26 protein-coding genes are annotated in these 25,932 nt (G+C 70.3%); 4 read left to right on the forward strand and 22 right to left on the reverse strand.

From position 1 onward, the window contains the following. Positions 1-5 precede the first annotated feature (5 nt). Entirely contained in the window at positions 6-953 is a 948-nt protein-coding gene (locus NO930_RS07745) for a DUF5658 family protein (RefSeq protein WP_256403028.1), read from the forward strand. A gap of 33 nt (positions 954-986) precedes the next feature. On the opposite strand, the gene NO930_RS07750 is transcribed toward NO930_RS07745, so the two are convergent. From NO930_RS07750 to NO930_RS07780, 7 genes are all read right to left on the reverse strand, one after another. After that, a complete protein-coding gene (locus NO930_RS07750) occupies positions 987-2,174 on the reverse strand; it encodes a S24/S26 family peptidase (RefSeq protein ID WP_137783211.1) in 1,188 nt (395 codons plus the stop codon). A gap of 123 nt (positions 2,175-2,297) precedes the next feature. Continuing rightward, positions 2,298-2,768, reverse strand: coding sequence for a Rieske (2Fe-2S) protein (locus NO930_RS07755; RefSeq protein WP_256403029.1), 471 nt, complete (start codon positions 2,766-2,768; stop codon positions 2,298-2,300). A gap of 125 nt (positions 2,769-2,893) precedes the next feature. After that, a complete protein-coding gene (locus NO930_RS07760) occupies positions 2,894-3,493 on the reverse strand; it encodes a DUF5789 family protein (RefSeq protein WP_256403030.1) in 600 nt (199 codons plus the stop codon). Between the two features lie 86 nt (positions 3,494-3,579). After that, positions 3,580-4,572 carry an aminotransferase class IV gene (locus NO930_RS07765; RefSeq protein ID WP_137783208.1) on the reverse strand — a complete coding sequence of 331 codons (993 nt, stop codon included), beginning with the start codon at positions 4,570-4,572 and terminating at the stop codon, positions 3,580-3,582. Further along, complete coding sequence (locus NO930_RS07770) at positions 4,565-5,248, reverse strand: anthranilate synthase component II (RefSeq protein WP_256403031.1); 684 nt, start codon at positions 5,246-5,248, stop codon at positions 4,565-4,567. The genes NO930_RS07765 and NO930_RS07770 overlap by 8 nt, the downstream gene beginning before the upstream one ends. Further along, the gene (locus NO930_RS07775; protein WP_256403032.1) at positions 5,241-6,875 is read right to left on the reverse strand and encodes an anthranilate synthase component I family protein; all 1,635 of its coding nucleotides are present in this window, start codon (positions 6,873-6,875) and stop codon (positions 5,241-5,243) included. Before NO930_RS07775 ends, NO930_RS07770 begins: the two co-directional genes overlap by 8 nt. A gap of 101 nt (positions 6,876-6,976) precedes the next feature. Further along, positions 6,977-7,462, reverse strand: coding sequence for a helix-hairpin-helix domain-containing protein (locus NO930_RS07780; protein WP_256403033.1), 486 nt, complete (start codon positions 7,460-7,462; stop codon positions 6,977-6,979). Between the two features lie 113 nt (positions 7,463-7,575). Here NO930_RS07780 and NO930_RS07785 point away from each other — a divergent pair, with 113 nt between their 5' ends. Beyond that, a complete protein-coding gene (locus NO930_RS07785; RefSeq protein WP_256403034.1) occupies positions 7,576-8,034 on the forward strand; it encodes a transporter in 459 nt (152 codons plus the stop codon). Positions 8,035-8,078: 44 nt separating this feature from the next. On the opposite strand, the gene NO930_RS07790 is transcribed toward NO930_RS07785, so the two are convergent. From NO930_RS07790 to sppA, 3 genes are all read right to left on the reverse strand, one after another. After that, positions 8,079-8,903 (reverse strand): shikimate dehydrogenase, encoded by an 825-nt coding sequence (locus NO930_RS07790; RefSeq protein WP_256403035.1) that lies wholly within the window; start codon positions 8,901-8,903, stop codon positions 8,079-8,081. Positions 8,904-8,980: 77 nt separating this feature from the next. After that, positions 8,981-10,105 (reverse strand): DUF373 family protein, encoded by a 1,125-nt coding sequence (locus NO930_RS07795; RefSeq protein ID WP_256403036.1) that lies wholly within the window; start codon positions 10,103-10,105, stop codon positions 8,981-8,983. Positions 10,106-10,182: 77 nt separating this feature from the next. Further along, positions 10,183-11,118 (reverse strand): signal peptide peptidase SppA, encoded by a 936-nt coding sequence (gene sppA / locus NO930_RS07800; protein WP_256403037.1) that lies wholly within the window; start codon positions 11,116-11,118, stop codon positions 10,183-10,185. 242 nt (positions 11,119-11,360) lie between these two features. On the opposite strand from sppA, the gene NO930_RS07805 reads away from it, so the two are divergent. After that, complete coding sequence (locus tag NO930_RS07805; protein WP_256403038.1) at positions 11,361-12,890, forward strand: uracil-xanthine permease family protein; 1,530 nt, start codon at positions 11,361-11,363, stop codon at positions 12,888-12,890. A gap of 203 nt (positions 12,891-13,093) precedes the next feature. On the opposite strand, the gene NO930_RS07810 is transcribed toward NO930_RS07805, so the two are convergent. The 12 genes from NO930_RS07810 to NO930_RS07865 form a co-directional block, all read right to left on the reverse strand. Then, a complete protein-coding gene (locus tag NO930_RS07810; RefSeq protein ID WP_137783225.1) occupies positions 13,094-14,017 on the reverse strand; it encodes a coiled-coil protein in 924 nt (307 codons plus the stop codon). 233 nt (positions 14,018-14,250) lie between these two features. Beyond that, entirely contained in the window at positions 14,251-14,931 is a 681-nt protein-coding gene (locus NO930_RS07815) for a 2,5-diamino-6-(ribosylamino)-4(3H)-pyrimidinone 5'-phosphate reductase (protein ID WP_256403039.1), read from the reverse strand. Between the two features lie 245 nt (positions 14,932-15,176). After that, positions 15,177-16,244 (reverse strand): tyrosine decarboxylase MfnA, encoded by a 1,068-nt coding sequence (gene mfnA, locus NO930_RS07820; RefSeq protein ID WP_256403040.1) that lies wholly within the window; start codon positions 16,242-16,244, stop codon positions 15,177-15,179. Between the two features lie 84 nt (positions 16,245-16,328). Further along, entirely contained in the window at positions 16,329-18,644 is a 2,316-nt protein-coding gene (ppsA, locus tag NO930_RS07825; protein WP_256403041.1) for a phosphoenolpyruvate synthase, read from the reverse strand. Positions 18,645-19,070: 426 nt separating this feature from the next. Beyond that, positions 19,071-19,802, reverse strand: coding sequence for a DUF8116 family protein (locus NO930_RS07830; RefSeq protein WP_486607892.1), 732 nt, complete (start codon positions 19,800-19,802; stop codon positions 19,071-19,073). A 30-nt stretch (positions 19,803-19,832) separates the two neighbouring features. After that, positions 19,833-20,483, reverse strand: a complete 651-nt coding sequence (locus NO930_RS07835) for a DUF8054 family protein (protein WP_137783449.1) — start codon at positions 20,481-20,483, stop codon at positions 19,833-19,835. Next, on the reverse strand, positions 20,480-21,247 hold the full coding sequence (locus tag NO930_RS07840) for a nucleotide-binding protein (protein ID WP_256403042.1): 768 nt from the start codon (positions 21,245-21,247) through the stop codon (positions 20,480-20,482). The genes NO930_RS07835 and NO930_RS07840 overlap by 4 nt, the downstream gene beginning before the upstream one ends. Before the next feature lie 51 nt (positions 21,248-21,298). Further along, positions 21,299-21,571, reverse strand: coding sequence for a DUF7385 family protein (locus tag NO930_RS07845; RefSeq protein WP_137783451.1), 273 nt, complete (start codon positions 21,569-21,571; stop codon positions 21,299-21,301). Between the two features lie 117 nt (positions 21,572-21,688). Then, complete coding sequence (locus NO930_RS07850) at positions 21,689-22,555, reverse strand: endonuclease V (RefSeq protein ID WP_256403043.1); 867 nt, start codon at positions 22,553-22,555, stop codon at positions 21,689-21,691. Continuing rightward, a complete protein-coding gene (locus NO930_RS07855) occupies positions 22,556-23,509 on the reverse strand; it encodes a rhomboid family intramembrane serine protease (RefSeq protein WP_256403044.1) in 954 nt (317 codons plus the stop codon). 69 nt (positions 23,510-23,578) lie between these two features. Then, complete coding sequence (locus NO930_RS07860; protein WP_137784000.1) at positions 23,579-24,097, reverse strand: PUA domain-containing protein; 519 nt, start codon at positions 24,095-24,097, stop codon at positions 23,579-23,581. After that, entirely contained in the window at positions 24,094-25,002 is a 909-nt protein-coding gene (locus NO930_RS07865) for an HD domain-containing protein (protein WP_256403045.1), read from the reverse strand. The genes NO930_RS07860 and NO930_RS07865 overlap by 4 nt, the downstream gene beginning before the upstream one ends. A gap of 139 nt (positions 25,003-25,141) precedes the next feature. On the opposite strand from NO930_RS07865, the gene NO930_RS07870 reads away from it, so the two are divergent. Then, the gene (locus tag NO930_RS07870; RefSeq protein WP_256403046.1) at positions 25,142-25,825 is read left to right on the forward strand and encodes a haloacid dehalogenase type II; all 684 of its coding nucleotides are present in this window, start codon (positions 25,142-25,144) and stop codon (positions 25,823-25,825) included. Positions 25,826-25,932: the final 107 nt, after the last annotated feature.

Raw genomic sequence — 25,932 nt, forward strand, 5'->3', positions numbered from 1 at the left:
CGTGAATGTCTCGCGACTCCGACGGTACCGTCCTCCTCTTCGATCCCGACCCCGAGCGGGCGTCCGAGTACGCGGCGTGGCTCGACGCGCACGCGGTTCGCATCGCGGCGGACGTCGAGAGCGGGCTCGACGCGCTCGACGACGAGATCGACGTCGTGCTCCTCGACGCCGGACTCATCGAAGCTGATCCCGCCGCGACGGTCGGTCGGATCCGCGCCCGCAACGGGGACTGTCAGATCGGGCTGCTGTCGGGGGACACGAGCGGTCTCTCCGTCCTCGGCCTCGACGTCGACGAGTACGTCCCGCGGCCGATCGACCGCGAAGAGCTTCGCGAGACGGTCGCCCGGCTCGTCGATCACGGCGCGGTCGAGGGAGCGCTCGACCGGTACCTCTCGCTCGTCGAGCGGCGTCGACGCGTCGAGGCCAGACGCGACCCCGAGGAGTTGGACGACGACGAGCGATACCGGGAGCTGACCGGCGAGATCGCCGCCCGGCGCAGCCAGATAGACACGCTGTTGGAGCGGACGACGGGCGGGACCGACGGCGCGGACGCGGCGACCGCTGACGACGCGGACGCCCGCCCCGCCGCCGCGGTCGAGCCCTCGAGCGTCGCGGAGCCGCCACTCTACCGCAGTCGGCCGGGAGCGTTCTACGCGCTCTGGTTCGTCGCGGCGCTCGCCTACGGCGTGGGCGACGTCGTCTCGACCCTGTACGCGACCGTCGCCGTCCCGGGGCTGATCGAGGGGAACCCCGTCGTCGGGGGACTGCTCGCGACCGTCGGCGTCCCCGGGTTCCTCGCCTTGAAGCTCCTCGTCTTCCTCGTGTTGATATCGATCAGCGTGCAGGGGGGACGCACCCGCGAGCGGTACTCCTACTACTGGCCGCCGGTCGCGGCGACCGGGCTCGGACTGCTTCTCACGGGGTGGAACCTCCGGCTGATCCTCGGGACGTGACGGCTCGGCGGAGCGACGCGCTCGCGGCCGCGCTCACAGCCACTTGCGGATCCGTCGGCGGACGCGGTCGGCGAGGGCGAGGTCGCGGTCACGGTCGCGGAACCGGAACGGTTCGAGTCCGACGGCGACGACGTAGACGGCCGTGACGACGACGACGATGACGGCGTTTATCGCCGCGACCGCGACGAACGGGTGTATCGCGTGAAGCGCGAGTATCACCGACGCCGGGAGGAACTGGACGTACTGCCACTCGCCGACGGACCGGACGTACGCGCCGGTCTCGTTCGGTGCGTGGATCGTCACGGTCGAGGAGGCGGTCTCGCCGCGACCCGCCACCAACGCGGACCGGCTCACGTCGACGCCCGTGCTCGCGGCTTCGACGACCGCGATCCGCGGGACGAACCCGTCGTTCGTGAAGTTGTACGTGTACTCCACCGAGCCCCCCCGCTCGATGACGGTCGGGTTCCCGCTCGGCGTCTGCGAACTCACGATCGTGATGTCGTTCGTCCCCGACGGGACGACCATGCTCGCGGTCGCCGGCACGGTGATGAGAAGCAGGATGACGACGAGCACGAGCACCGCGCTCGTCTCGCTCCGCCGGCTGCGCGACCGCTCCGACCGGTCCGGCCGCCCCCGCCCGCCGCCGCCGACCATCTCGGCGACGACGCTGTAGGCCAAGAGCAGCAGTCCGACGCCGACCATCGACGTGCCCACGTCGCCGTCGGCCAGTCCACCCAACCCCGGCACGCCGCTGAGAGCCGACGCGCCGATAGAGAACGCCTCTTGCATCCCCAAGACGAGGAGGCCGATATTCGGTATCACCACTACCTCGCCGTCGAGTTGCAGCGCGACGGAGACGATCTGCGACTCCTGTACCGGCGGCTCCGGGCCGTCCTGATCGGTGAAGGGGTTGGCGTCGCCGCGGGTGATGTACCCCTCGTCCGTCTCGTCGACGATCCGGTGAGTCGTCAGCCCGCCCCCTTGCAGCTCCCTGGCCTCGAAGGTCACCACGTCGCCCTCGCCGACGTCGCCGGCGAGCGACGGCGGGACCGCGACGAACCCGTCGCCGGGAGCCATGTCGGCCGGCTCGGCGTTCATGCTGCCGGTGAGCACGAACCCGAGGAGGATCGGCTGACCGAGCTGTTGGCCGATCAGCATGACGACGACGAGGCCGACGAGGAGGGCGGTCGCGCCGGAGCCGGCGAGCGATCTGAGAGTCATCGTGCTGGGGCGCTTCGGTGCGGTGTACGCTCGCCCTCGATAAATGCCGTTCGGCGGTACGAGAGGCGTGTGCGGCGTACGGAGCGTTCGAGGCGCACGCCCGGTTCTGCGGCGCTTCGTCGGTCAGTTCCCGGTGAAGTCGATCCGCGAGTCGCCCGCGTCGCCGTCGCGCTGGGCGGGACCGAGTCGGACGAACTCGTAGGCGTCGTCGGTGAGGTACACCGCGCCGCCGTCGACGGTCACGTCGACCGTTTCGAGGACCGCGCCCTCGCAGGGGCCGAAGTTGCAGTAGCCGGAGTCGGCCTCGAACGTCGCGCCGTGCTTCTGACAGAACACCTCGCCGTTGCGGACGAAGGCGCCGTCGTCCTTGTCGAGGCGCACGTCGGTCCAGTGTTGACAGTAGTTGCGGAACGCCGCCACCTCGCCGACCGCCCGCGTGAGGATCGCCTCGGCCTCCGGCCGGCCGTCGTCGGACTCGCCCACGTCTCCCTCGCCGTCGTCGACCGCGTCGGCGTCGACGGGGCGGAGCGTCACGAGCAGCGTGCTCTCCTCTGGAACCTCCTCCACGGCGGCGATCCGGCGGTCCGCGTCCATACCCGTCCGTGGCCTGCGTCCCGCTTCAACGTTCCGCGTTCGTCGCTCGCACCCGAGACCGTCGACGCGACTGAGCGGGCTGGCCGGGCTAGCTGGGGTGGTCGTACTGCGTGGCGTCGGCCGTCTCAGACCCCGAGCCACTCGTCGTCGCGCACCTCGTGGCCGTTCTCCCGGCAGTACGCTGCCGCCCGTCGGCGCACGTCCCTGGAGCCGGGGACCGTCCGCCTCTCGTGAACCTCGGCGACGACCCAGTCGGCGACGGTCCGAACGCCGTCGTCGTCGTCGAGTCCGTCGACATCGCTCAGCGCCCGAAAGCTCCGCTCGAAGGCCTCGTGCTGTGACCGACCGAACTCCTCGTCCGGGAGGGTCGCCGCCGCCTCGACGACCCGTTTCATCGCGACCCCGACAGCGGGTCGCCGGACCCGCTTGCTGACGGCCGCGGGCGCGTCGAACGACTCCATGTCGGCGTCCGGGAAGAGGTCCGCGACGGCGTGCGTCCCGTCGACCGACCCGACCTCGTGGTCGCCGGCAGTCGCGATTATCTCGCGGCCCGTCGCCGGGAAGGACAGCGATTCGAGCGCCGCCTCGAGGTCGGCGAGCGCCGCGTCGGTGACCGCGGGCTCGCCCTCGTCGCCGCGCTCAAGTTCGTCGGCGATCTCGCGCTCGCGCTGTCGGCGGTCCTCGTCTGCCGCCTGTTTTTCGCGTCCGTTTTTGTCGTCTGCCATCCGTCACCTACGGCCCGTGGCGGGATAACGGTGTGCCCGCGGCGGGCGTCTCGCACGGCTGCACGTCGGGAACGCGACGCCGGGCCTCACAGCCGCTCCCCGTCGTAGTACCTTTCCTCCACGCGCCGGTCGAACAGCCGCGAGAGGAGCGTGGTGAGCGGGCCCGCGGCGGCGTCCGTCTCCCCGCTGGGTCTCTCCCCTCCCGTTCCGCCGACCGCGATCCCGTCGACGGTCGCGACCGGTCGGACCTCCCACGTCGAGTTGGTGAGGAACACCTCGTCGGCCTCCCGGACCGCGTCGGGCGCGTACGTCCCCTCCTCGACGGGTATCCCCTCCTCGTCGGCGATCTCGATCACCGCGCGCCGAGTGATGCCGGGGAGCACCGGCCCGTCGAGCGACGGCGTCTTGAGCGCGGTTCCGTCGGAGAAGAAGACGTTCGACGTCGCCCCCTCGGCGACGTTTCCCTCGGCGTCGAGCATGAGCGCCTCGTCCGCGCCCGTGACCCGGAGTTCGAGCCGAGCGAGGATCCCGTTCAGGTAGTTGTGCGTCTTCGCGTCTGCGGGGAACGCGCGCGGCGAGGGCTTGCGTGTCTTCGTCGTCTGGAGCGCGGCCGGCCCGTCGTAGACGGTTCCTTCACCCCTGTCTCCCGAGCCGTCAGCGCCCGCGCCGTCCGCGCCTGTGCCCTCGTCTCCCGCTCCGACCCCCCCGCGAGGCAGGGGCTTCGCGATCACGACGACTGTCGGGTCGACGTCGGGTTTCGGGTCGAGCGTCCCGGGCTGGACTCCCCTCGTGACCGAGCACTTCACGTACGCGTCCGCGAGGCCGTTGGCCGCGAGGGTCTCGTCGATCCGGGCTTTCAACTCCGAATCTGCGACGCCGTGATCGAGCCCGAGCGTCTCGCAGGTGTCCGCGAGCCGCGCCGCGTGCGCGTCCCACCGGAAGACCTCCCCGCCGTAGGCCCGCAGCGTCTCGAAGGCGGCGTCGCCGTACGCGAACCCCCGGTCTTCGACGGAGACCGTCGCCTCGTCGGCCGGGACGAGATCGCCGTCGACGTGGTACCGCAGCGGGTCCTCAGGCACGGTCCGCACACACCTCCGCGAAGTTCCGGACCATCGCCTCGCCGCGCGGCGTCAGGATGCTCTCGGGGTGGAACTGCACGCCGACGTGCGGCTTCTCCCGGTGACGGACGCCCATCACGACCGACCGCTCGTCCTCGGTACGCGCGGTTTCGATCAGGTCCTCGGGGAGGTCCCCGCGCGTGACACAAAGCGAGTGGTAGCGCCCGACGCGGAGCCGGTCGGGGAGCCCGGCGAACACGCCAGCGCCGTCGTGGCTGATAGTCGACGGCTTCCCGTGGACGACCTCGGGCGCGTGACTGACCCGGCTGCCGCCGCTCGCGCACATCGCCTGGTGGCCCAGACAGACCCCGAAGACGGGGCGGTCGAGGTCGAAGACGGCGGTCGAGACGCCGGCGTCGGCGGGGGTCCCCGGCCCGGGCGAGACGACGACGCCGTCGGGGTCGATCGCGCGGATCCCCGCGAGGTCGACCGCGTCGTTCCGTCGCACCGTCACCGCGCCGGCGACCTCGCCCACGTACTGGACGAGGTTGTACGCGAACGAGTCGTAGTTGTCGATCACGAGGATCCGCGCGTCGAGGTCGCCTTCGCCGGCCCGCCAGCCGCCACCGGCCGGCGAGTCTCTTCCGGTCTGTCGGCCATCCGCGGCGGCGCTCTCCCCGCGGCGCGCGTCAGTCATCCGTCACCTCCGGCCGGTCGACGGCCATCCCGCCGGCCGCGAGCGCCTCGTCCGTGGCGCTCACGAGCGCGCGGGCCTTCGCCAGCGTCTCGTCGTACTCGGCGTCCGGCTCGGAGTCGTGGACGATCCCCGCGCCGACCCGCAGGTGGTACTCGTCGGCGTGCCGGACCAGCGTCCGTATCACGATGTTCAACGCGGCGCGGCCGTCGAACCCCGCCGCGATCATCGACCCCGTGTAGGGGCCGCGTCGGGTCGCCTCCAACTCGTCGATGATGGCCATCGTCTTCGGCTTCGGCGCGCCGGTGATCGTCCCGCCGGGGAAACACGCCGCGATCGCGTCCGCGAGTCCCACCCCCGGCCGCGCCTCGCCTTCGATCAGGCTCACGAGGTGCATCACCTCGCTGTAGCGGTCGACGCGGCGGTACTCGGTCACGTCGACCGTTCCGAACCGGGAGACCTTGCCGAGGTCGTTGCGTTCGAGGTCGACCAACATGGCGTGTTCGGCGCGCTCTTTGGCGTCGTCGGTCAGCTCCGCCTCAAGCGCCTCGTCCTCCTCCCGCGTCTCGCCCCGCGGACGAGTCCCAGCGATGGGCTCCGTGCGCAGGCGAGTGCCCCCCTCCGGATCGCCGGTCTCGTCGTCCGGAACGCGCTCCAAGAGCAGCTCCGGGCTCGCGCTCACGAGGTCGACGCCGCGCCGCGCGTCGCCGCGCTCGACGCCGGAGAACTCGATCAGCCCCGAGTACGGTGCCGGGTTCACCCGCCGCAGGGCGTCGTAGGCGGCGACCGGGTGGACCGCCGCCGGCGCGCGGAGCCGCTGTGAGACGTTGGCTTGAAACGTGTCGCCCGCGCGGATCGCCGCCTTCACCCGCCGGACCGCCTCGGTGTACCCCTCGCGGCCGGTGTCGCTCTCGAACGCCGCCGTCGACGCGTCCGAGGCGGGTGCCGGTCCGACCGCCGGATCGCCGGACTCGACCCGGTCTATCAGGTCGTCCGCCCGCGCCGCCGCCGCGTCGAACAGACCGTCGAGCGCGTCCCGGTCGCTCTCGGGGTCGTCGAGGCCGGCCGGCACCCGCGGACACGCTGTCACGCGGAGCGTGACGCTCTCGCCGTCGCCGCCCGTCGGACACTCCCACGCCGCCACGCGGTCGAAGACGCCGACCTGCAGCCGCGGGAGCCCCCGGTCGTCGACCGCACCCCGCCCCTCCGGCGGCGACGCCGGGAACGACTCCAGCTCGCGCGCGACGTCGTACGAGAGCCAGCCGAACGCGCCACAGGGGAAGGGAACCTCGCAGTCGCCGCGCGCGAGCGTCTCTCCCTCGACGAGGCCCTCCAGGGCCGCGAGCGTCGGTGACGGTCGACGGTAGTCCCCGGTCGAGGACTCGGCCGCGACGGCCGCGTCGGCGGAGACGGTGAGCCGCTCGACCGGGTCGACGCCGAAGTAGCCCCAGCCGGACTGGCCGCCGGTGGTCTCGTAGAAGAAGCCGCCCGGCCCGTCGCGTGCGCGTCGGTACGCCGCGAACGGGTCCGCGACGGTGACGCGACACTCGACCGGAACCCGAGCGCCGGCCGACGCCGCGGCTGCGGCGGCGCGGAACCTGTCTCGGCCGGTGCGTACCGGTCGCTGCATGAGAGACGGTTCGGGGGCGCGGAGGAAACAGTTGTGGTCCCGCCGGTCGACACCGGTTCGGGCGGGGATCCGACCGCGACGGGCCCGCCGAGAGAGCCCGGTTAGAACTCGTTCGCCCGCTCGATCCACGTCGCGGCGCGCTTTTCGCCGACGCTGGTTCGCTCGGCGACGTCGCCGGCGTCCGCGGCCGCGAGTTCCTCGATCGTCTCGATCCCGACCTCGGCCAGCCGCTCGGCGTACGCCGGGCCGATCCCGGTGATGTTCTCGACGCCGGGACCGACGTCGTCGTCGTCGACCGCCGCCTCCTCGTCGGCTCCCTCTGCGGCCTCCGCCGGCTCCGCGGCCTCCTCGGTCTCGCCGGCCGCGCCGTCCTCGTCGACCAGCGCCTCGGTCGAGGCGGCGGCGTCCGTCTCGGCCGCGACCGGCTCCCCCTCGCCGTCCGAACCGTCGTTCGGAGCGGATTCCACCGGATCTGCGTCCGCGTCGTCCGGTTCGTGTTCGACCGTCACTTCGGTGTCCGTCTCGTCGCGTTCGGCGGAGGCGCTCCCGAACCCGAGCGTCTCTTTGATCTTCTGGAGTAGGGCCATCGACCGGTGGTACGACCGTGGAACAGTTAAAAGCACTCGACGCGAGAGCGCCGGGATCCGGCCCGCGGATCGGTCTCGCCGGTATATAAGTGTCCTCGGCGCGTTCGGTGAGTATGGACGCGCTTAATCCCGTCATGTGGTCGGTCCACGTCGGCTTCGCGGTCCTGTGGACCGGCAGCGTGCTGTTCGTGTCGATCGCCGTGCTCCCGTCGGCGCTCCGCGGCGACGTCGCCGGCGACGCGCTCTCGCGTATCGTCGGCCGCCTCAGGTGGATCACCCGGATCGGCGCGCTGGCGTTCCTCGCCACGGGCGGCCACATGGCCGGCACGCTGTACACGGTCGAGTCGCTCACGGGGAGCGGTCGGGGTCACCTCGTGTTGACGATGCTCGCGCTCTGGTTCGTGATCACCGGCCTCGTCGAAGTCGCGAGCGGAAAGCTCCTCTCGGGCGTCGACACCGGCAAGCTCCGCGAGCCCGCCCGCGACGCGAAGCCGTTCTTCTACGGCGCCGCCGGGCTCTCCGTCGCCCTCCTCGTCGTCGCCGGCCTGCTGGCGACGCCCGGGTTCGCCTAGTCGCGGTCGGCTGCCTCACCGGCCCGCCGAGCCGAACCCCCCGCTCACTCCAGTTCCGCTCGCAGCGCCGCGTTCATCGCCTCGACCGGCGCGTCCGCGCCGGTCCATAGCTCGAACGCCTCGACGCCCTGAAACAGCAGCATCCACGCGCCGTCGACCGTCGTCGCGCCCGCGTCGGCCGCCTCTCGGAGCAGCCGCGTCTCGATCGGCGCGTACACCGCGTCGAGGACGGCCAGGTCCCCGTGGAGATGCTCTGCGGGCACCGGGGTCTCGTCCGGCGACTCCATCCCGACGCTCGTCGCGTTGACGAGCACGTCCGCCGCCGCGACCCGTTCGCTCAGGTCGTCGAGGCCGCCGCCGCTCGCCCCGGTGATCTCCGCCGCCAGCGACGACGCGCGCTCCGGGGTTCGGTTCGCGACGTGTACCGCCGCGCCCGCGTCGGCCAGCGCGAACGCCGCGGCCCGCCCCGCCCCGCCGGCCCCCACGACGACCGCGGACGCCCCGTCGAGCGAGACGTCGTGGTGTGCGAACGCGCGCGTCACGCCCGCCGCGTCGGTGTTGTATCCGCGGGGACGGTCGGCGTCGCCTTCGTGGACCGGAGAGAAATCGACCGTGTTGACCGCGCCGATCCGCTCGGCGAGCGGATCCGCGTCGACCGCGTCCGCGACGTCGCGCTTGAACGGGATGGTCGCGTTGAGTCCGGCGACGCCGAGGTCGGCCGCGCCCGCGACCGCCGCGGCGGCGGCGTCGGCGTCCGGTTCGAACGTCACGTAGCGCGCGTCGATCCCGAGCGCCTCGTAGCCCGCCTCGTGAAGGGGCGGCGACAGCGAGTGGCCGACCGGGTTCCCTATCAGTCCGTATACGTCCATGCGCGTTCACGCGACTGCGAGCGACAAAAGGAGCGCGGTCACGTCACCGCGCAGATGGCCGCGGGGCGCGGCCGCGGTCACTTCCCGTCCCGGTCGGCGTCAATGACCTCTTCGAGCGTCTCCGTCCCGACGTCGCTCGCGACCTTGACGCCGACGAGCGAGACCACGATCCCGCCGACGATGAACGCCGCGAGCCGCTGGACCGGGCTCACGACGAACCCGGCCATCTCAAAGGGGTCGAGGATCGCCTCCTGTGCGAGGAAGTACCCGGCGAACCCGCGGACGACGAGCCCGACCGCGACGATGACGAACGGGAGGTTGAGGTACTGGGTGCGGATCCCCTCGTCGCGGATCAGCTCGTCGAGCAGCCGGCCGACCGCCGCCGTCACGCCCGCGACCGCGACCCACGGGACCGCGGCGAACGCGAACTCCACCGCCCGCACGATCGCTGGCTCCGCCGGTCCGAGATCCGAGGCCGAGAGCACGCCGAAAAAGCCGCCGACGAGCGCGAGGCCGGCCGCGACGACGTACGTCACGACCGACACCTGACCGGCGTACAGCGCCTCGCGGACCCGCTCCGGCGCGCCCGCGACGACCCTGTCTATGGCGAGGCCCTTGTACAGGAGCGCGGCACCGAGCAGCCCGGCGACGCCCGCGAGCGCGGCGCCGGCCGAGAACCAGTAGAACAGCGCCGGCAACAGGAGCAGCGCGACGCCGAAGGGAACGAGCACCGTCGACCGGAGCTGTTCGTCGGCGAGGAACTGCTTGAGCAGGTAGTACGTCGACTCGATGTCGCGGGCCTGCCGGACGACGACGCGGTCGACCGAGTCGACGGGGATCCGGGACTCGACGATCGGAAGGACGCGTTCGTCCTCCGCGGAGTCCACCACGACGATCGCCGCGCGGGGGTCGTACCGGTCCACGAGGTCGTCGAGTTGCGCGGCGAGAGAGCGGTCCGCGCCGACCGCGCTGTCGCTCTCGGCGGAGACGACCGCGACGACCGACTCCTCGCGCTCGTCGCGCAGGTCGCGAGCGACTCGGAGCGATTCGAGGAGACAGTTGACGCTGGCGTCTTCCGGGTCGCTGAGCCCGGCGTCCGTGACGAGCGACCGGACGGCCTCCCACCCGGCGACGGGCATGGGGACGTTCGTGGCCCGGCCGATCGCCCCCGAGCGATCGATACAGATGACCAGCGTCGTCACGTCTCGACACTCTATCTGCCCGAATAAAAAGCTCCCCGTCGCCCGACTGTGAGGGAGTCACACCCGCCGAGGCGTCGTCACCGCAACTCGACGTCGACGTCGCCGCCCTCGCCGGTGAACACGCTCGCCGCCCCGCTGCCGGCGGCGAACGCGACCCGCTGTGCGCCTAACCCGAGCCGCTCTGCGATCCCCCGTTCGGGCTCGAACTCGCGTATCTCGGGCTCTGAACCGATCAGCGACTCGACCCGCGATTCCACGTCGCTCTCGGTGCCCAACTCGTCGACGAGGCCGATCTCCGCGGCGTCGCTGCCGAGGTAGACGCGCGCCTCGGTCTCGCGGACGTCTTCCGGGTCCATGTCTCGGCCCTCGCTCACCGTCTCGACGAACTGCTCGTAGTACCCGTCGATGATGCCCTGTAAGTACTCGCGCTCGTCGTCTTCGATCTCGCGGAGCGGAACGCCGGCGTCCTTGTACTCGCCCGCGGTAAACTGCTCGTAGGAGATGCCGAGCTTGTCGGCCAACCCCGCCGCGTTCGGCCGCGAGCCGACCACGCCGATCGATCCGACGAGGCTCGCGTCGCGCGCCCACAGCTCGTCGCAGCCGCTCGCGATCCAGTAGCCGCCGGACGCACAGAGGTCGGTCGCGTACGCCACCGTCGGCCCGTCGAACGCCGCCGCGGCGCGCCTGATGTCGTCGCTCGGGAGCACCTCCCCGCCGGGCGTGTTGAGTTCGACGAGGAGCGCCTCCACCTTCTCGTCGTCGTCGGCCGCTTCGATCTGTTCGACGACGTCGTCCGCGGTCGCTCCCCCCGGTCCCGACAGCGGCGAGGGCCGTCCGGTGTCGCGGGTGATCGGTCCGGACACGGACACCTTCGCGACGTTGTACTCCGCCGTGTCGCCGAACCGGCCTCGGGTGAGTCGAGCGACGACCCGCGTGCCGGCCACCGCCGCCGTCGCACCGACCGCTGCGGCCGCGAGGAGATCCGTCCCGTTCGAGCGATGATCGCGTTCCATGCCTTCGGTTAGACGTGCGGCCGTATATATACTGTCGACGAGAGCGCTCTCGGCGTGCCGGGCGCTTGTCCGGATCTGCCGCCCACGCGCCGAGGCGATCCGCCGCCCGCGCGCCGAGACGGACGACCGTCTCCGCCGCTCGGCCACGCGTTCGATCCGGCTCCGGCGTCTGTCGACCCCCGTCCGCCGTCACGCTGCAACGATTGAACTTTTGTAGCCCTGCGGCGATTGACGCCACAACGATGGCAGGGAACGAGGACGAAAACGCATTCGTACAGTACGGGATCGAGGACAAACCGCCGCTCGGGAAATCGCTCCTATTGGGCGCCCAACATTACCTCACGATGGTGGGCGCGAACATCGCCGTCCCCCTCATCCTCGCCGGCGCGATGGGGATGCCCGACGCGGTCATTCCGCGCTTCGTCGGCACGTTCTTCGTCGTCTCCGGAATCGCGACCCTCGCGCAGACGACGCTCGGCAACCGCTACCCGATCGTACAGGGCGCACCGTTCTCGATGCTCGCGCCCGCGCTGGCCGTCATCGGCGTCGTCACGGCGAATCCACCGGAGGGTATCGTCGCGTGGCGGGCGGCGCTGCTCCAACTCCAAGGCGCGATCATCGTCGCCGCGTTCGCCGAGGTGGCGATCGGGTACCTCGGGCTCGTGGGGCGGTTGCGACGGTACCTCTCACCGGTCGTCATCGTGCCGGTCATCGTCCTCATCGGTCTGTCGCTTTTCAACTCTCCCGACATCACGACGGCCACGCAGAACTGGTGGCTCGTCGGTCTCACGCTGGTCGCGATCGTCCTGTTCTCACAGTACCTCGGGGCGAAATCGAAGGTGTTCCAGCTGTTCCCGGTTCTCCTCGGTATCGTCGTCGCGTGGATACTCGCCGCCGCGCTGTCCGTCTCCGGAGTCATCGGGCCGGACGCGCCCGGCTACGTCGACTTGGCGAGCGTCGCCGCGGCCGATCCGGTCCACCCGATATACCCGTTCCAGTGGGGGACGCCGAGCGTCACGCCCGCCTTCGTCATCGGCATGCTCGCCGGTATCGCCGCCTCGATAGTCGAGTCCATCGGCGATTACCACGCCGTCGCCCGCCTCTCCGGCATGGGCGCTCCGAGCAGCGAACGGATGACTCACGGCATCGGCATGGAGGGGGTCATGAACGTCTTCTCGGGGATCATGGGAACCGGCGGGTCGACCTCCTACTCCGAGAACATCGGTGCCATCGGCCTCACCGGCGTGGCCTCGCGGTACGTCGTCCAGATCGGTGCCGCGCTCATGATCCTCGTCGGGTTCGTCGGCTACTTCGGCCAGCTCGTCGCAACCATCCCGGGGCCGATCATCGGCGGCCTCTACATCGCGATGTTCGCACAGATCGTCGGCGTCGGGCTCTCGAATCTCAAGTACGTCGACCTCGACTCGTCGCGGAACATCTTCGTCATCGGGATCGCGCTCTTCTCCGGACTGGCCATCCCTGAGTACCTACGGAGCGTCGGGAACGCGGGCGCGTTCCAACAGGGACTGGCCGAAACCGCCCTGCTCGGTCCCCTCCTCGGTGCCGACGTCGTCGCGAACACCGTCTACGTCATCGGGTCGACGGGCATGGCCGTCGGCGGGATAGTCGCGTTCGCACTCGACAACTCCATCGCCGGGACGGCCGCGGAACGCGGTCTCACCGCGTGGGAGGACGCGGCCGAAGAAGACGGAGAGTTCACGTCCGCGTACGACCGCTTCGTCGCCGAAGAGGAGACGGCCCGCAGCGACTGACCGAGCCGTGACGGCTCGACGAGAGGGACGATCCGGCACCCGACCGCCGTCGCGCGACACCCGATCGGCGACCGAAACGGCCTCTCACGCCGCGGCCTCGGGCATCCCTTCGACACCGCGGAAATTCGCGTCTGAGCGCGATCGCGGCCGCTCACCGGGAGTGCCGCCTACCGCAAAAAGACCGCAGAAACGTCGATGCCGGCCTACAGGAGACCGGTCTTCTGGAGCTTCATCAGGTCCTCGGTGTCGAGCGTCTCGCCCTCCTTGAACTTCTGATAGATCTCCTCGGCTTCCTCCTTCTCCTCTTCGCGCTTCTCGGCGCGCTCGTCCTTGCGCTCGCGCTCCTCCTCTTTGTCGAGTTCGCGCAGACGCTTCTGGACGCGCACGAAGTCCTCGTGGTGCTGGTCGGCCGCCTCCTGTGCCTCCACGAACAGCTCGTGCATCTCGTCGGCCTCGTCGCGGATGTCGTCGGCCTCGCGATAGGCCTCGATCATCTGGTTGTGATGCTCTTGGGCCTTGTCCGCGAGTTCAGTCACCTTCTGGTGGTGCTGAGACGCCTCGGACCGGACCTCTTCTGCCTCCTCGACGAGTTCGTCGAGCTCGCTCGTGTCGTCGACCTTCTCCTTCTTCTCGGCGAGCTTCTCGCGTTTCTCGTCGATCTTCTCGATGAGTTCGCGCTCGTCTTCGGCGTCGAGGACCTCCGTCTGCTGGCGGAACTCCAGGTCTTCGATCTCGGATTCGAGCTCCTCGATCGACTTGCCCGAGCCGAGCTCCATGTCCTGTTTGAGCTCTTCGACCTCGTCGAACAGTTCGTTGGCCTCGGCGTTGAGCTCGTTGCGCTTGTCCTTGTGCTCTTGGACCTGCTCGTTGAGCTCGTCGCGTTTCTCGCGGTGTTCCTGGGCCTCGTCGACCTTCTCGCGGGTCTTCGCGTTGAGGTCGTCGCGCTTGGAGGCGCGCTCGGAGGCCATCTGGTTCAGCTCGTTGCGTCGGTCTCGCAGCTGACCGGCGCGTTTGATGAGCTGGCCCTTGGAGCCGTTCTCCAAGTCGTCTTCAGAAAGGTCCACGTTGTCCGCCTCGTCCATCGCCTCGATATCGTACTGTTCGATGACTTCGTCTTTCGTTACCATTTTTTATCTCTCCATCACCGCTCCGGGGATAGCGACCGCTCGCCGTCGTGTGTGGGGCCGTTCACAAGAGCTCCCGTTCATTTCAGCGTGCGATCCACCAGCGCCGGAGGCGTTCTGGTACCGAACAATACCGTCGGGGTATATATAAAGACTTCGGTGATTCGAGTGCAAACCGGTAGCACGGACCGTGTACCGGCCGATCCGTGCTGAGGGGTCACACACCATGGTGGCGGTCAGGGGGCCGCATCCACCTCGTAGGAGAGCACGATCCCGTCGTCGAGCCGTTCGGTCCCGACGAGATCGAGTGTCGGAAACGCCGAATCGAACCCCTCACCGTCGGCGAGCGTCGGCGCGTCGCGGCCGCCGATCACCATCGACCCGACGTACACGTGGAGTTCATCGACGAGCCCGGCCGCAAAACACGAGTAGATAACCTCGCCGCCCCCTTCGACCATGAGTCGGTCGATCCCCCGCTCGGCGAGCGCGTCCATTCCCGACGCCAGACCGACGCGCTCGCCGTCGTCGCTCTCGGCGACGATCACCTCCGCGCCGGCCTCCGCGAGCGCCTCCCGGCGTTCCGCGGACGCTCCCGGCGAGACGAGGATGTACGTCGTCGCCGCATCGTCGAGGACGCGTGCGTCGAGCGGCGTCCGCCCCGACGAGTCGACGACGACCCGAGCGGGATGTCCCGACCGGCCGTTCCGCAGGCGCTCGACTCGGCGGTCCTCCTCGTCGAGCGTGAGGTGCGGGTCGTCGGCGAGGACGGTTCCGACGCCGACGAGCACCGCGTCGGCCGCCGCCCGCACCCGATCGACGCGGTCGAAATCTTCCGCCCCAGATATTCGGAGCTGCTCCCTGTCTCTCGCCGCGAGCTTCCCGTCCACGCTCTGGGCGGCGTTGACGACGACGTGCATACTCAGACGGTGGCGCGCTCGTCGCATGATCGTTTCGGTCCGCCGCGTCCGCCGCGTCGGGATTCCGTCGCGTCTCTCTCCGAGCATGCGACCGACGGTTCACATACGAACCCGAACGATCGGTTCCCGTGACGTAACGCTCGCCCCGAGTCGGTCGAGACGGTCGCACGGCGAACCGCTCGGGACCCCCACTGCCGTCTGTCCGCCACCGCAGCAGACGCGGCCGCCGAGCGCGGCGGTTTCGTTCAGTCTCGTATCCGGTCGAGGTCGGCGACGAACGCTCGGAGACCGTCGCGGGTCACGTGCGGCATACACACGACGCGGAGCGCGCCGCTCGCCGTCCGCGCCACCTTCCATCCGGACTCGCGGAGGGCGTCGAACTCGGACTCGGGAACGCTCGCGGCGACGAGCGGCAGCGACGGCTCCACCACGTCGTATCCACGGTCGTCGAGCGCCGCGGCGAGCCACTCGGTGTTGTCGCTGGCTCGCTCGACGGCGTCTCTGTAGCCCTCCGGCCACAGCGCCTCCATCGCGGCGACAGCACCGGCGACGCCGGCCCCGCTCCGCGTGCCCGTCAGCGTCGCCTGCGATCGGGTCTCGAGGTAGGGCGTGTCGACCGCGAGGGCGTCCAGCGCCGCCGCGTCGCGCGCGAGGAGCCCGCCGGCCGGAACGGGTGCCTGTCCGAACTTGTGCGGGTCGATCGTCAGCGTGTCTACCGCGGCGTCGCCGAAGGACCACTCCCGGTCCGTGAACGGGAGGACGAAGCCGCCCCACGCGGCGTCCACGTGCATCAGCGCGCCTGCGTCGTGTGCGATCTCTGCCAGCGCCGCGATCGGGTCGACGCGGCCGTACTCCGTGCTGCCCGCGACCCCGACGACCAGCGCCGTCTCTCCGTCGACCGCCGCGGCGACGGCGTCGGTCCGCGCTCGGTGGTCGTCGTCAACCGGGACGGTCCGGAGTTCGACGCCGAGCAACTCGGCGGCCTTGTGAAACGAGAAGTGGCCGCTCTCGGGGACGACGACGTTCACGTCGCTCGCGTCGTGTCGGTTCCGCGCCGACCGGACCGCCTGCACGTTCGCCTCTGTTCCGCCCGACGTGACGTATCCCGCCGCGTCGGTCGGAGTCGGGTGGTCCGCGAGCGTCGCCAGCAGTTCGACCGCACGCTCCTCTAACGACGCGACCGTCTCGTAGGTGGCCGGGTCGCCCGGGTTCGCTGCGAGGAAGCGTTCCGCCGCCTCCCGTGCCGCCGGATGCGGCTCCGTGCACATCGAAGAGAGCACCCGGTCGAACGACTGCGGCTCGGGCTGCTGCATTCGGAGAGGCGTTGTCGCGGAGCGTCTTACCCGTTCCGCTCTCGGCGTCGCGATCCGCTCACGACGCGGGCCGACCGGCTCCGATCAGCGAACCGAGTCGAGGAGGAGCCGCTGTTCGGTCCGCTTCACCTCGTGTTGGACGTCGCGAACCGCGTCGATGTTCGCCGAGATGGACGAGACGCCCTCCTCGACGAGGAAGTCGACCATCTCCGACTTCGAGCCGGCCTGCCCGCAGATGCTGGTGTCGACGCCGAGCTCTCGACACGTCTCGATCGTGTTCCCGATGAGTTTCAACACGGCCGGGTGAAGCTCGTCGAAGCGGCCGGCGACGTGCTCGTTGTTGCGGTCGACCGCCAGCGTGTACTGGGTGAGGTCGTTGGTCCCGAACGAGGCGAAGTCGATCCCGGCGGCGGCGAGCTCCTCTATCTGTAGCGCGCTCGCCGGCGTCTCGATCATCACGCCCCACCGGTTCGTCTCGGGATCGATCCCGGACTCTCGCATGTGGCGTTTGATCCCCTCGATGTCGGCCGCGTCGTTGACGAGGGGGAACATCACTTCGAGGTTGTCATAGCCCATCTCCAGCAGCCGCGCGAACGCGGTGAGCTCCTGTCGGAACGGTTCGGGCTTGTCGAGGCTCCGGCGGGTCCCGCGCCAGCCGAGCATGGGGTTGTGTTCGTTCGGCTCGCCGTCGCCGCCCTCTAAGTCGCGGAACTCGTCTGTCGGGGCATCTATCGTCCGAACGCGGACCGGCCGCGGGTAGAACTCCTCTGCCACCCGCCGGACGCCCTCGATCAGCTCGTCTTGGTACGCCCGAGCGCCGTGGTCGGCGATATACCGCTCCGGCGTCTTGCCGAGCGAGAGCACCATGTGCTCGATGCGGAGAAGGCCGACGCCGTCTGCGCCCGTCGCCGCCGCGCGCTCGGCCGCCTCCGGGATCGAGACGTTCACTTTCACTTCCGTGGCCGTCATGGGCTTGACCGGGGTCTCCGGGCGCGCCGCCTCGACGGGCTCGAACTCCTCGCCCGGTTCGGCCTCGTCGTCGGTGCCGGCGCGGATCGTTCCCTTGTCGCCGTCGAGCGTGACGTTCCGTCCGTCTTCGAGCAGCCGCGTGCCGTTGCCGGTGCCGACCACCGCCGGCACGCCGAGCTCGCGCGAGATGATCGCCGCGTGGCTCGTCATCCCCCCCTCGTCCGTGACGATGCCGGCGGCTCGCTTCATGGCCGGAACCATGTCAGGCATCGTCATCTCCGTGACCATCACGTCGCCCTCCTGTACCTGGTCGAGGTGGTCGAGCTTGTGCACGATCCGGACCGCGCCCGAGACGACGCCGGGGCTGGCACCGAGGCCGTCGACGAGCACGTCCGCGTCGGCGTCTCCGGCGGCGTCGACGGCGTGGTCTGTGGTGTCGCCGGTACCGGACGCTGCGTCCGCCGTCGTGCTGTCGTCGTCGCTCTCTTGGATCGTCGTGATCGGGCGCGACTGGAGCATGAATATCTCTCCGTCGTGGATCGCCCACTCGACGTCCTGTGGCGTTCCGTAGTGGTCCTCGACGCGTTCGCCGAGGGCGACGAGGCGATCGATCTCCTCGTCGGAGAGGACGCGGCTCTCGCGACGGTCGTCCTCGATGTCGAGCTGTACGGTCTCGCCCGTCTCCGGGTCTTTGACCATCTCGACTTTCTTCTCGGCGACCGTCACCTCGTCGACGGCACCGCGTTCGCGGTCGTACACGTAGTTGTCGGGGGAGACGGTGCCGGAGACGACCGCCTCGCCGAGTCCCCACGCCGCCTCTATCGTGATCTGCGGGTCCCCGGTAGAGGGGTGGCTGGTGAACATCACGCCGGATTTGTCGGCGTCGACCATCCGCTGAACGACGACGGCGATGTCGACGTCGGCGTGCGGGAAGCCGCGTTGCTGCCGGTAATAGATCGCTCGCTGCGTGAAAAGCGAGGCCCAGCACTCCTTGACCCGGCGGATGAGGTCCGCTTCGCGGACGTTGAGGAACGTCTCCTGTTGTCCGGCGAACGACGAGTCGGGAAGGTCCTCCGCGGTGGCGGACGACCGAACGGCGACGAACGCCTCGCCGTCGTCTCCCATCGACCGGTACCGTTCGAGGATCTCGTCGCGGACCTCGTCGGGGAGCGGGGTTTCGAGGATCAGCTCCTCGGCCGTCTCCTCCGCTTCTCGGAGCGCGGCGGAGTCTTCGGGGTCGACGTCGACGGCCGAGAACAGCTCGTCGTCGATCCCGCTTTCCTCGATGAAGGCGCGGTACGTTCCCGCCGTGACCGTGAATCCGGGCGGTACCGGGAGGCCGGCACCGATGAGTTCACCGAGCGAAGCCGCTTTCCCGCCGACGGTCCCAACGTCGCCGGCGTCGACATCCTCCAGCCAGAGTACTGCCATTCGTGTACCCGGAGGATCCGAGAGCCGACGTATGAAGCTTCCGACCTGTGCAACGATGAATAAAACACAACTCAGAACCGAGTAGTCACGGGAGTTTCGTTGACCAGATACGGGGTGGACAGAGGGGTCGTCGACGCGGAGCCGCGGCCGCACGGACCGGAACGGTGGCCTGCCAACCGTCGATGGACGAATGAGGGCCGGAAGGACGAATGAGGGCCGAAAACGCGAGGGGTGGGGACGAACCGCCGATCGGTCCGTACGCTCCGATACGCGCCGTGCCTGCCTATACTTACCTTCTGCGCGCTCGATCGCGCCAGTAACGTGTTACAGGTACTGTAACATCGTGAACTCACCGATCGAACCCGCCCCGCGACCGTCGGGAGAGCGAGCGACCGAACCAACGCACGTCGGCAAACTGCGGGCAGATCACTCGTCTCCGGCGGCGAGTCGTTCCCGTTCCCGTCGAAGGAGCCGCTCCCAGAGGCGGAACAGCGGGCTGTCGAGGTCGTACCGATCGTTTACTCGACCGACCCACGCGTCGTCGGCGAACAGGAGCCGCTGGAACCGACGGACCGTCGGCGAGAGCCGGTTTCGGTCGCCGCCGTAGTATGCCAGCGATTCCTCGCGGGTCCGTTCGACGAGGGCGCTCGGCACGTCGACGCCGTCGGCGGCGGCGACGCGGACGAACCAGTCGAGGTGGATGATCGAGTCGGCGAGCAGGAACCGCTCTCGGAACCCGGACACGCCGTCGAGTGCGGGCCCGCCGTCGACGATCACGTCCTGCGGTCGGGAGTACCGCGGGGCGGTCACCGTCACGCCCGCCGCGCCGGCGACGGTCGCGGCAACCCGACGCAGCCGCCACTCGCCGTACCGCACGGGGGCGATCAACCCCAGTTCGTACCAGAGGGGGAGCCACTCGCAGTACGGTTCGGAGAACGCCCCGTCCGCGAGCAGCGTGGCCGCGACCGAGCGCGCCTCCTCCGGCGACAACGCCGTGTAGTCCTCGCGGAGGCGGGCCGCGGTTCGAGGGCCGTCGATCGCGGTGGCACCGTCGAACCCCATCCCCTCGGCGACGTGGCTGGTGTACGCGCGGCTCGCCGCGTACCACTCGGCGAAGTCGGCCGGCGTCGTCAGACGGAGCAGGCGAAAGACCGTGATGCAGACCGTAGCGGCGTCCGGAGCAAAACGCTACCGCTCGGACGCGGCCGCGTCCGATTGCACGCCGGAACCGTCGGGGTCGGCCGGGTCGTCGCATCCGTCCTCGTCCGCCGAGCCGTCGAGCGCGTCGCCGATCCCCCACTCCTCGGCGCGAGCGGCCGCTTCCGCCCGGGCCTGCTCGCGGATCGCCGCGATCCGGTCGTCGTCTTCGAGGAACGCCGTGACGGCGTCGGTGTCGTCTTCGTCGGCCTCGGCGAGCCGTTCATCGGGTGCGGCGGCCCGCGTCCGGTCGGCGAGCCGCTGGTCGTCGGCGAGTTCGGTCGCCACCGCTCCCGGCGGCACGCGGAGCGCGTCCGCACGGTGGGCGGCCTCCAGTCCGTCGGCGTCGACCGCGTACAGTTCGACGCGGTACGGACCGGGGACGGCGAGTTCGGCGAGCGCGTCGCCCCCGCCGCTGTCGCTCACCGTGTTGTACGCCAACACCGGAACGCCGTCGTCGAACGTGATGACGCCCTTCGCCTCGCCGGACAGAAGCAGCGTCTCCTGCGGAACCACCGTCGCGTAGCCCGTCACCTCGCGATCGAGCGCGCGGGACAGCGTCGTCCCGATCTCCGAGACGACGCGGGAGCGCAGGAGGTTCCCCCGCGGAATCCGCAGCGTCGGCGACGCGTCTCCGCTCATGGCGTGTCGGGGACGACCGCGCTGCGAAACCGGTCTGCGACGGCGTCGCCGTCGCCCTCGCGCACGTCGAGCCGTCCGGCCGCGCGCCGGTAACGAGCGGCGGGGTCGCTCTCCGGCGCGTGCGCGAGGAGGGGTTCGCCGGCGCGGCGGGCCGCCCGGACCGCGTCGCTGTCGGGGACGCTCGCGAGCACGGGGCCGCCGAAGTGTCGCTCCGCCTGCGCCGTCACGTCGGCGGCTCCCTCTCGGACCTTGTTGAAGAGGACGCCGGCCGTCTCGGTGCCGTACGACCGGGCGTACTCCTGGACCTTCAGCCCGTCAGAGAGCGCGGGGATCGTCGGCTCGACGACGATCACGACGCGGTCGGCGAGCACGACGGGGAGGACCGCCGACTTCGATCCGAGCGCGGCCGGCGAATCGAGAAGCAGCACGTCGGCGTCGGCGGCGAGCTCGGCGACGACCGCCCGGAGACGCGCCGGTTCGGCCGCCGAAAAACCCGCGAGCGACGTGCCGCAGGGCACGACGGAGAGGCCGAACCGATCGTAGGTCGCCTCCGAGACGTCGGTCGCGGTCTCCCCGACGAGCAGGTCGTGAAGCGTCACGGTCGCGTCGTCGAGTCCGGTGTGAAAGAGCAGGTTCGCCATCCCCGTGTCGGCGTCGACGACCGTGACGTCGTGCTCGTCGGCGAGCGCCATCCCCAGGGCGAGCGTGCTCGTCGTCTTCCCCGTGCCGCCCTTGCCGCTGGCGACCGCGAACGCCTCAACCATGCACAGTCTGCCCCGCGACCCAGCTAAAAGCTGTCTATCGGCCGCTGACGGTCACTCGTCGTGGATGAACACGAGCCGCTTCGAGTCGGTGTTGACCAGACAGAGGTCGATCCCGTCGCGGGTCGCGCCTATCTGCTGCCAGCCGTGGTCGCTCACGAACAGCGTCTGGAACACGCCGCGGTCGCAGTCCGGGTTCGGACAGCCGACGCCGGCCGCGTTCTTGTAGACGGTCGTGCCGCCGCCGGAACTCTGCCGCACGAGCCCGTCCCGCAGCGATCTGAACTGCTCCGCAGACATCGGTCCGTCCATGTCCTCGTCTCCCATGCGCCCCTGTTTTGGCCCACAGTATATAAACCGCCTGTCTGTGGCAATCGGTGGCACGGGTAGGCGGCGGAGACGCCACCGTCGCCGCGGCGGTCGGTATCGACCTCGGCGGGGGAGTCAGTCGTCGCCGCGCTTCGCCGCGTCCGCGGCCGCGTCGGCGAGACGGGTCGGCTCCGGGAGCTTGTACCCGGCACACAGCGCCTCGACGAGGCCGACCGCCGTCTCGGCGGACACGCGGTGGCCCGGACTCACGTACAGCGGGTTCACGCGGCGGCTGTTCGGGTACTGACGCGACTGGAACGCGTGGCCGATCACGGGCTGGGGGTCGTCGCCGCCCGCGTCGCTCGCCGCCGTCTCTACCGCGCCGTCGGCGCGGACCGGCGTCCGCCACCCGGCCGGGCGGCCGTCGACGGCCTCGTCCGGCTCGCCGCAGAGGAGGCTCTTCGCGACGCCGACGCTCGGAACGTCGAACAGGACGCCGAGGTGCGTCGCGAGGCCGGCCTCGCGGTAGTGGATGCGCCCCGACCCGTCACAGACGAGGAGGTCGGGATCGGCGTCGAGCGCGCGGAGCGCGGCACAGGCCGGCTCGCCCTCGCGGAACGCGAGCAGGCCGGGAATGTACGGGATCGACAGCGTCGTCGTCGCGGTCGCGTACTCGATCACCTTCCCGCCCCGGACCGCGACCGCCGCGGAGACGGCGCGCTCCGCCTCGTCGCCCGTGAGAAACGCCTGATCGACGCCGACGACGGTCGGTGCGTCGGGAGCGTCGGCGGATTCGGCGAGGTCGGCGGCTGAAGCGGTGTCCGGAACGGCCGTCGGCAGTCCGGTCGTCAGGTCCGCCGCCTCCGCTATCGCGACCGCCTCGGGCGTGAGGTCGTGGTCGTCCGCGAACGTCGCCGCCGCCGCGATCCCTCGCTGGAGCGACTTCATCTCGGTCCGCGAGAGGGCGGGGTCCGGTCGGAACGCCGGGTTCACGAGGTCCATTCAGAACCGGCCGCCCGGACCGCCGGGGCCACCGGGGCCGCCCGGCCCGCGCACGCCGCCCATCTGCACGCCGCCCGCGCCGCCGGCGGAGCGGGCGAGCCCCTCGTTGCGCTTGCCGAACGCGAGCCCGATCGCGAAGCCGATCAGGTGCGCGAGGTGGGCGATCCCGCCGACGCCGCCGGTCCCGCTCGTGACGACGAGGAACGCGGAGACGATCGCGACCCCCCACGTCAGGTACTTTATTTTCATCGGAATCACGAAAAAGAGGAGCACCTGCATGTTCGGCCGCCAGACCGTGAGCACGCCGAGTATCGCGAACCCCGCGCCGCTGGCTCCGAGCACGCCGGTCGGCGGCGCGCCCGTCGCGACCGCGAAGAGGACGTGGCCGAGCCCCGCGAGTATCCCCGAGACGAAAAAGAACGCCACGAACCGCCTCGATCCGACGGCGCGCTCGACGAGCGGGCCGAAAAACAGGATTACGGCGCTGTTGCCGATGATGTGGAAAAGCGAGAACGGCGAGTGCGCGAACACCGACGTAACGACCGTCCACACGTTTCCGAGCGCGCTCGACTGGAGCACGAACAGGGTGTTGTGGAGCGCCTGTCCCCCGACGAACAGCGCGACCTGCTGTGCGAGGAACGTGATCCACATCGCCGCGAGGATCGCGTAGGTCGCGTTGCCCCGCACGTAGCTCACGACCCCGCCGGTGCTCGTCTCGCGGTTGATCCGACGCTTGAGGCGGCTCGCGACGCCGCCGTCCCTGTCGCCCCCGGTGCCGCCGTCGACGCCCTCGTCGAACCCGCTGTCGAAGACGCCGCCCGGGTCGTTCCACTCGCCGATCCCCGGACAGTCGTGGTTCTCCGGAAGGCGGTGCTCGGCGCAGAACGTCTGACCGCACCGTTTACACTGGTACGGGAGGTTCTCGTACTCCCCACACACGTCGCACGTCGCCATTACCCGCCCTTGTGCGGGCGCTCCTAAAGCGGTTTGGCTCCGCGTGGCGTCCCGCCGACCGCCCTCCGGTCACTGACCGTCCCCGTCCGCGGGTCCGGCCCCGTTCCGGACGCTCACGGCCGGCCCGGTGTCGAACGCCGCGATCTCGGGGCCCGACAGCTCCGCGCGGCCGACGGCGAACAACGCGTCGCCGTCGTCGACGACGAGCACCTCGTCGCCGGGACGAATCTCGTCGTCGACCGCGGTGACGAACTTCGCGAAGGCGTTTTTTCCCTCCCGGACGAACGGCTCGCTCTCCTCGCCCACGACGACCCGGTGTCGGGGTGCCGGAAACGCCGAGCGGAGCCGCCGCCCGCCGGCGACCCCGAGCGTGAACCGGCCGTCGGTCCCGTAGGAGACGAGCCGCTCTCCCGCGGCGCTGCCGGGCGTGTCGTCGACGTCGCCGACGAGCACCTGTCGCGGTCGGCCGCCGCTCGACCGGCGAACGGTGAGCGTCTCGTCGGGCGGGAACAGCGCCGCCCCCGCCCCGGAACCGAACTGGTAGTCGGCACCGGTCCGCAGGTCGGCGAGCGTCTCGGCGTCGGTCATAGCTCGATCCGGTCGACGATCGACCCGTTGCCGTCGCCGTCGCGGTGCGTGTTGATCGCCACCGTCCGAATCTGGTCCTCGAGCATCGACCCGTCGATCTTCGCTTTGAGCAGCGAGTCGACCTGATACACCCCGGCGGCGTTGTTCATGCGGATCACGACCTGTGCGGGCGTCTCTTCGCCCTCCCGCAGCGAGACGCGCTCGATCGCCTGCGAGGAGACGGTGTTTATCCCCCGACCGCCCTCCTCGTACGGGACCCGCGAGCGGCCGCGCTCCATGTCGAGCCCGTCGGCGATCCGGACGACGCCGGCCTCGCGCGTCAGCGGCTGTTCCTCCGTGTGGTGACACAAGATAGCGTGGAGCACCTCGGCTTTGACCTTCACCTGATCCGGAACGCCGTAAAACGAGGCGAGGAACTCGTCGAGGAGGTCGGCCGCGAGCGGGATCGAGTAGTACGGGTGGTCGTGCCGGTGGACGACGTGGCCGATGTCGTGGAGCGTCGCCGCGAGCGCGACTATCACCGGCTCGTCCGCCTCGTCGAGCCCCTGCTGGAGCGCGCCGTTGAACTCGACGCCGCCGGCTTTCAACAGGTCGTACAGCCGGAGCGCGCGATCCCGCACGATCTCGACGTGTTTCGCGCCGTGGTCGTTGTACCCCTTCCGGTCGACCGGATTGACGTTCTGTGCCTCCAGGTACGCCGTGATCTCCGGGTCAGACTCGATTCGGTCTAACACCTCGTTGAGCCGGTCGTCCGGGAAGGCGTGCTCGGCGCTCGGGTCGTACTCGTGGCGGCCGGCGTCCGTGTTCTCGTCGACGTCGGCGTGCGGTTCCGGCTCCGCGCTCGGGTCGGCCGCCTGTCCCGCGTCTTCGGGGACCGGCTCCGGCTCGTCCGCGTGGTCGGTCATGCGACGAGAGAGGCGGCGTCGGGTTAAAACAGCCTCGGGCGAGCGCGTCCGGCGGCCGTACGGCTCGCAGGCTCGCGGTCGGTCCGGCGGATCGCCGCCGTCCGGAGGCTTATGTCGAGAGCCGTCGATCCGTCGTGACATGGGACTCGACGCCGAGCGGGTGTCGACGGTGACGTTCGACTCGTACAGCACGCTCGTGGACGTGGACGCCGCGGAGCAGGCGCTCGCCGACCGCGTCGACGACCCGGAGCCCGTCTCGCGTCTCTGGCGGTCGCGCTCTCTGGCGTACACGTTCGTCGCCAATCAGGTCGACGCGTACAAGCCCTTCTACGAGATGAACCGCGACGCGCTCCAGTACGCGCTCGACGCCCACGGCGTCGCCCTCTCGACCGAAGAACGCGACGAGATCCTCGCCGTCTATCACGAGCTCGACGTGTTCGACGACGTCCGCGAGGGGATCGAGCGGCTGCGCGACGGCGGCTACGACTGTTACGCCCTCTCGAACGGGAACCCGGAGATGCTCGCGTCGCTCGTCGACCACGCCGACATCGCGGACCTCGTGGAAGACACGATAAGCGCCGACGAGGTCCGGACGTTCAAGCCGGCCGCCGAGGTGTACCGCCACGGTGCCGCCCGGACGGGGACCCCGATCGACGAGGTCGTCCACGTCACCGCGGGGTGGTTCGACGTGCTCGGCGCGGGCCACGCCGGGATGCAGGCCGCGTGGGTCGACCGGAAGGGGACGCCCTGGGAGCCGTTCGCCGGCGACCCCGACGCGACCGTCGAGACGCTCCACGAACTGGCCGACGCGCTCGGGGTATAGCGGGCGAGCCGCTCCCGCGGCAGGTTCGGCCCGAGCCACAATCTATAAGCGACGGAGGCGTCCACTACGGGTGTGAATCGAACCGCGTCCGGACGCGGCTCGCCGTC

The sequence above is a fragment of the Halorubrum salinum genome (genome assembly GCF_024494575.1).
Taxonomy (GTDB): domain Archaea; phylum Halobacteriota; class Halobacteria; order Halobacteriales; family Haloferacaceae; genus Halorubrum; species Halorubrum salinum.

Bases quoted from the DNA above. Each gene is read 5' to 3' on its own strand.
- NO930_RS07745 (WP_256403028.1), top strand. From the start codon at position 6: ATGTCTCGCGACTCCGACGGTACCGTCCTCCTCTTCGATCCCGACCCC.
- NO930_RS07750 (WP_137783211.1), bottom strand. From the start codon at position 2,174: ATGACTCTCAGATCGCTCGCCGGCTCCGGCGCGACCGCCCTCCTCGTC.
- NO930_RS07755 (WP_256403029.1), bottom strand. From the start codon at position 2,768: ATGGACGCGGACCGCCGGATCGCCGCCGTGGAGGAGGTTCCAGAGGAG.
- NO930_RS07760 (WP_256403030.1), bottom strand. From the start codon at position 3,493: ATGGCAGACGACAAAAACGGACGCGAAAAACAGGCGGCAGACGAGGAC.
- NO930_RS07770 (WP_256403031.1), bottom strand. From the start codon at position 5,248: ATGACTGACGCGCGCCGCGGGGAGAGCGCCGCCGCGGATGGCCGACAG.
- NO930_RS07775 (WP_256403032.1), bottom strand. From the start codon at position 6,875: ATGCAGCGACCGGTACGCACCGGCCGAGACAGGTTCCGCGCCGCCGCA.
- NO930_RS07780 (WP_256403033.1), bottom strand. From the start codon at position 7,462: ATGGCCCTACTCCAGAAGATCAAAGAGACGCTCGGGTTCGGGAGCGCC.
- NO930_RS07785 (WP_256403034.1), top strand. From the start codon at position 7,576: ATGGACGCGCTTAATCCCGTCATGTGGTCGGTCCACGTCGGCTTCGCG.
- NO930_RS07790 (WP_256403035.1), bottom strand. From the start codon at position 8,903: ATGGACGTATACGGACTGATAGGGAACCCGGTCGGCCACTCGCTGTCG.
- sppA (WP_256403037.1), bottom strand. From the start codon at position 11,118: ATGGAACGCGATCATCGCTCGAACGGGACGGATCTCCTCGCGGCCGCA.
- NO930_RS07805 (WP_256403038.1), top strand. From the start codon at position 11,361: ATGGCAGGGAACGAGGACGAAAACGCATTCGTACAGTACGGGATCGAG.
- NO930_RS07810 (WP_137783225.1), bottom strand. From the start codon at position 14,017: ATGGTAACGAAAGACGAAGTCATCGAACAGTACGATATCGAGGCGATG.
- NO930_RS07815 (WP_256403039.1), bottom strand. From the start codon at position 14,931: ATGCACGTCGTCGTCAACGCCGCCCAGAGCGTGGACGGGAAGCTCGCG.
- mfnA (WP_256403040.1), bottom strand. From the start codon at position 16,244: ATGCAGCAGCCCGAGCCGCAGTCGTTCGACCGGGTGCTCTCTTCGATG.
- ppsA (WP_256403041.1), bottom strand. From the start codon at position 18,644: ATGGCAGTACTCTGGCTGGAGGATGTCGACGCCGGCGACGTTGGGACC.
- NO930_RS07835 (WP_137783449.1), bottom strand. From the start codon at position 20,483: ATGAGCGGAGACGCGTCGCCGACGCTGCGGATTCCGCGGGGGAACCTC.
- NO930_RS07840 (WP_256403042.1), bottom strand. From the start codon at position 21,247: ATGGTTGAGGCGTTCGCGGTCGCCAGCGGCAAGGGCGGCACGGGGAAG.
- NO930_RS07845 (WP_137783451.1), bottom strand. From the start codon at position 21,571: ATGGGAGACGAGGACATGGACGGACCGATGTCTGCGGAGCAGTTCAGA.
- NO930_RS07850 (WP_256403043.1), bottom strand. From the start codon at position 22,555: ATGGACCTCGTGAACCCGGCGTTCCGACCGGACCCCGCCCTCTCGCGG.
- NO930_RS07855 (WP_256403044.1), bottom strand. From the start codon at position 23,509: ATGGCGACGTGCGACGTGTGTGGGGAGTACGAGAACCTCCCGTACCAG.
- NO930_RS07860 (WP_137784000.1), bottom strand. From the start codon at position 24,097: ATGACCGACGCCGAGACGCTCGCCGACCTGCGGACCGGTGCCGACTAC.
- NO930_RS07865 (WP_256403045.1), bottom strand. From the start codon at position 25,002: ATGACCGACCACGCGGACGAGCCGGAGCCGGTCCCCGAAGACGCGGGA.
- NO930_RS07870 (WP_256403046.1), top strand. From the start codon at position 25,142: ATGGGACTCGACGCCGAGCGGGTGTCGACGGTGACGTTCGACTCGTAC.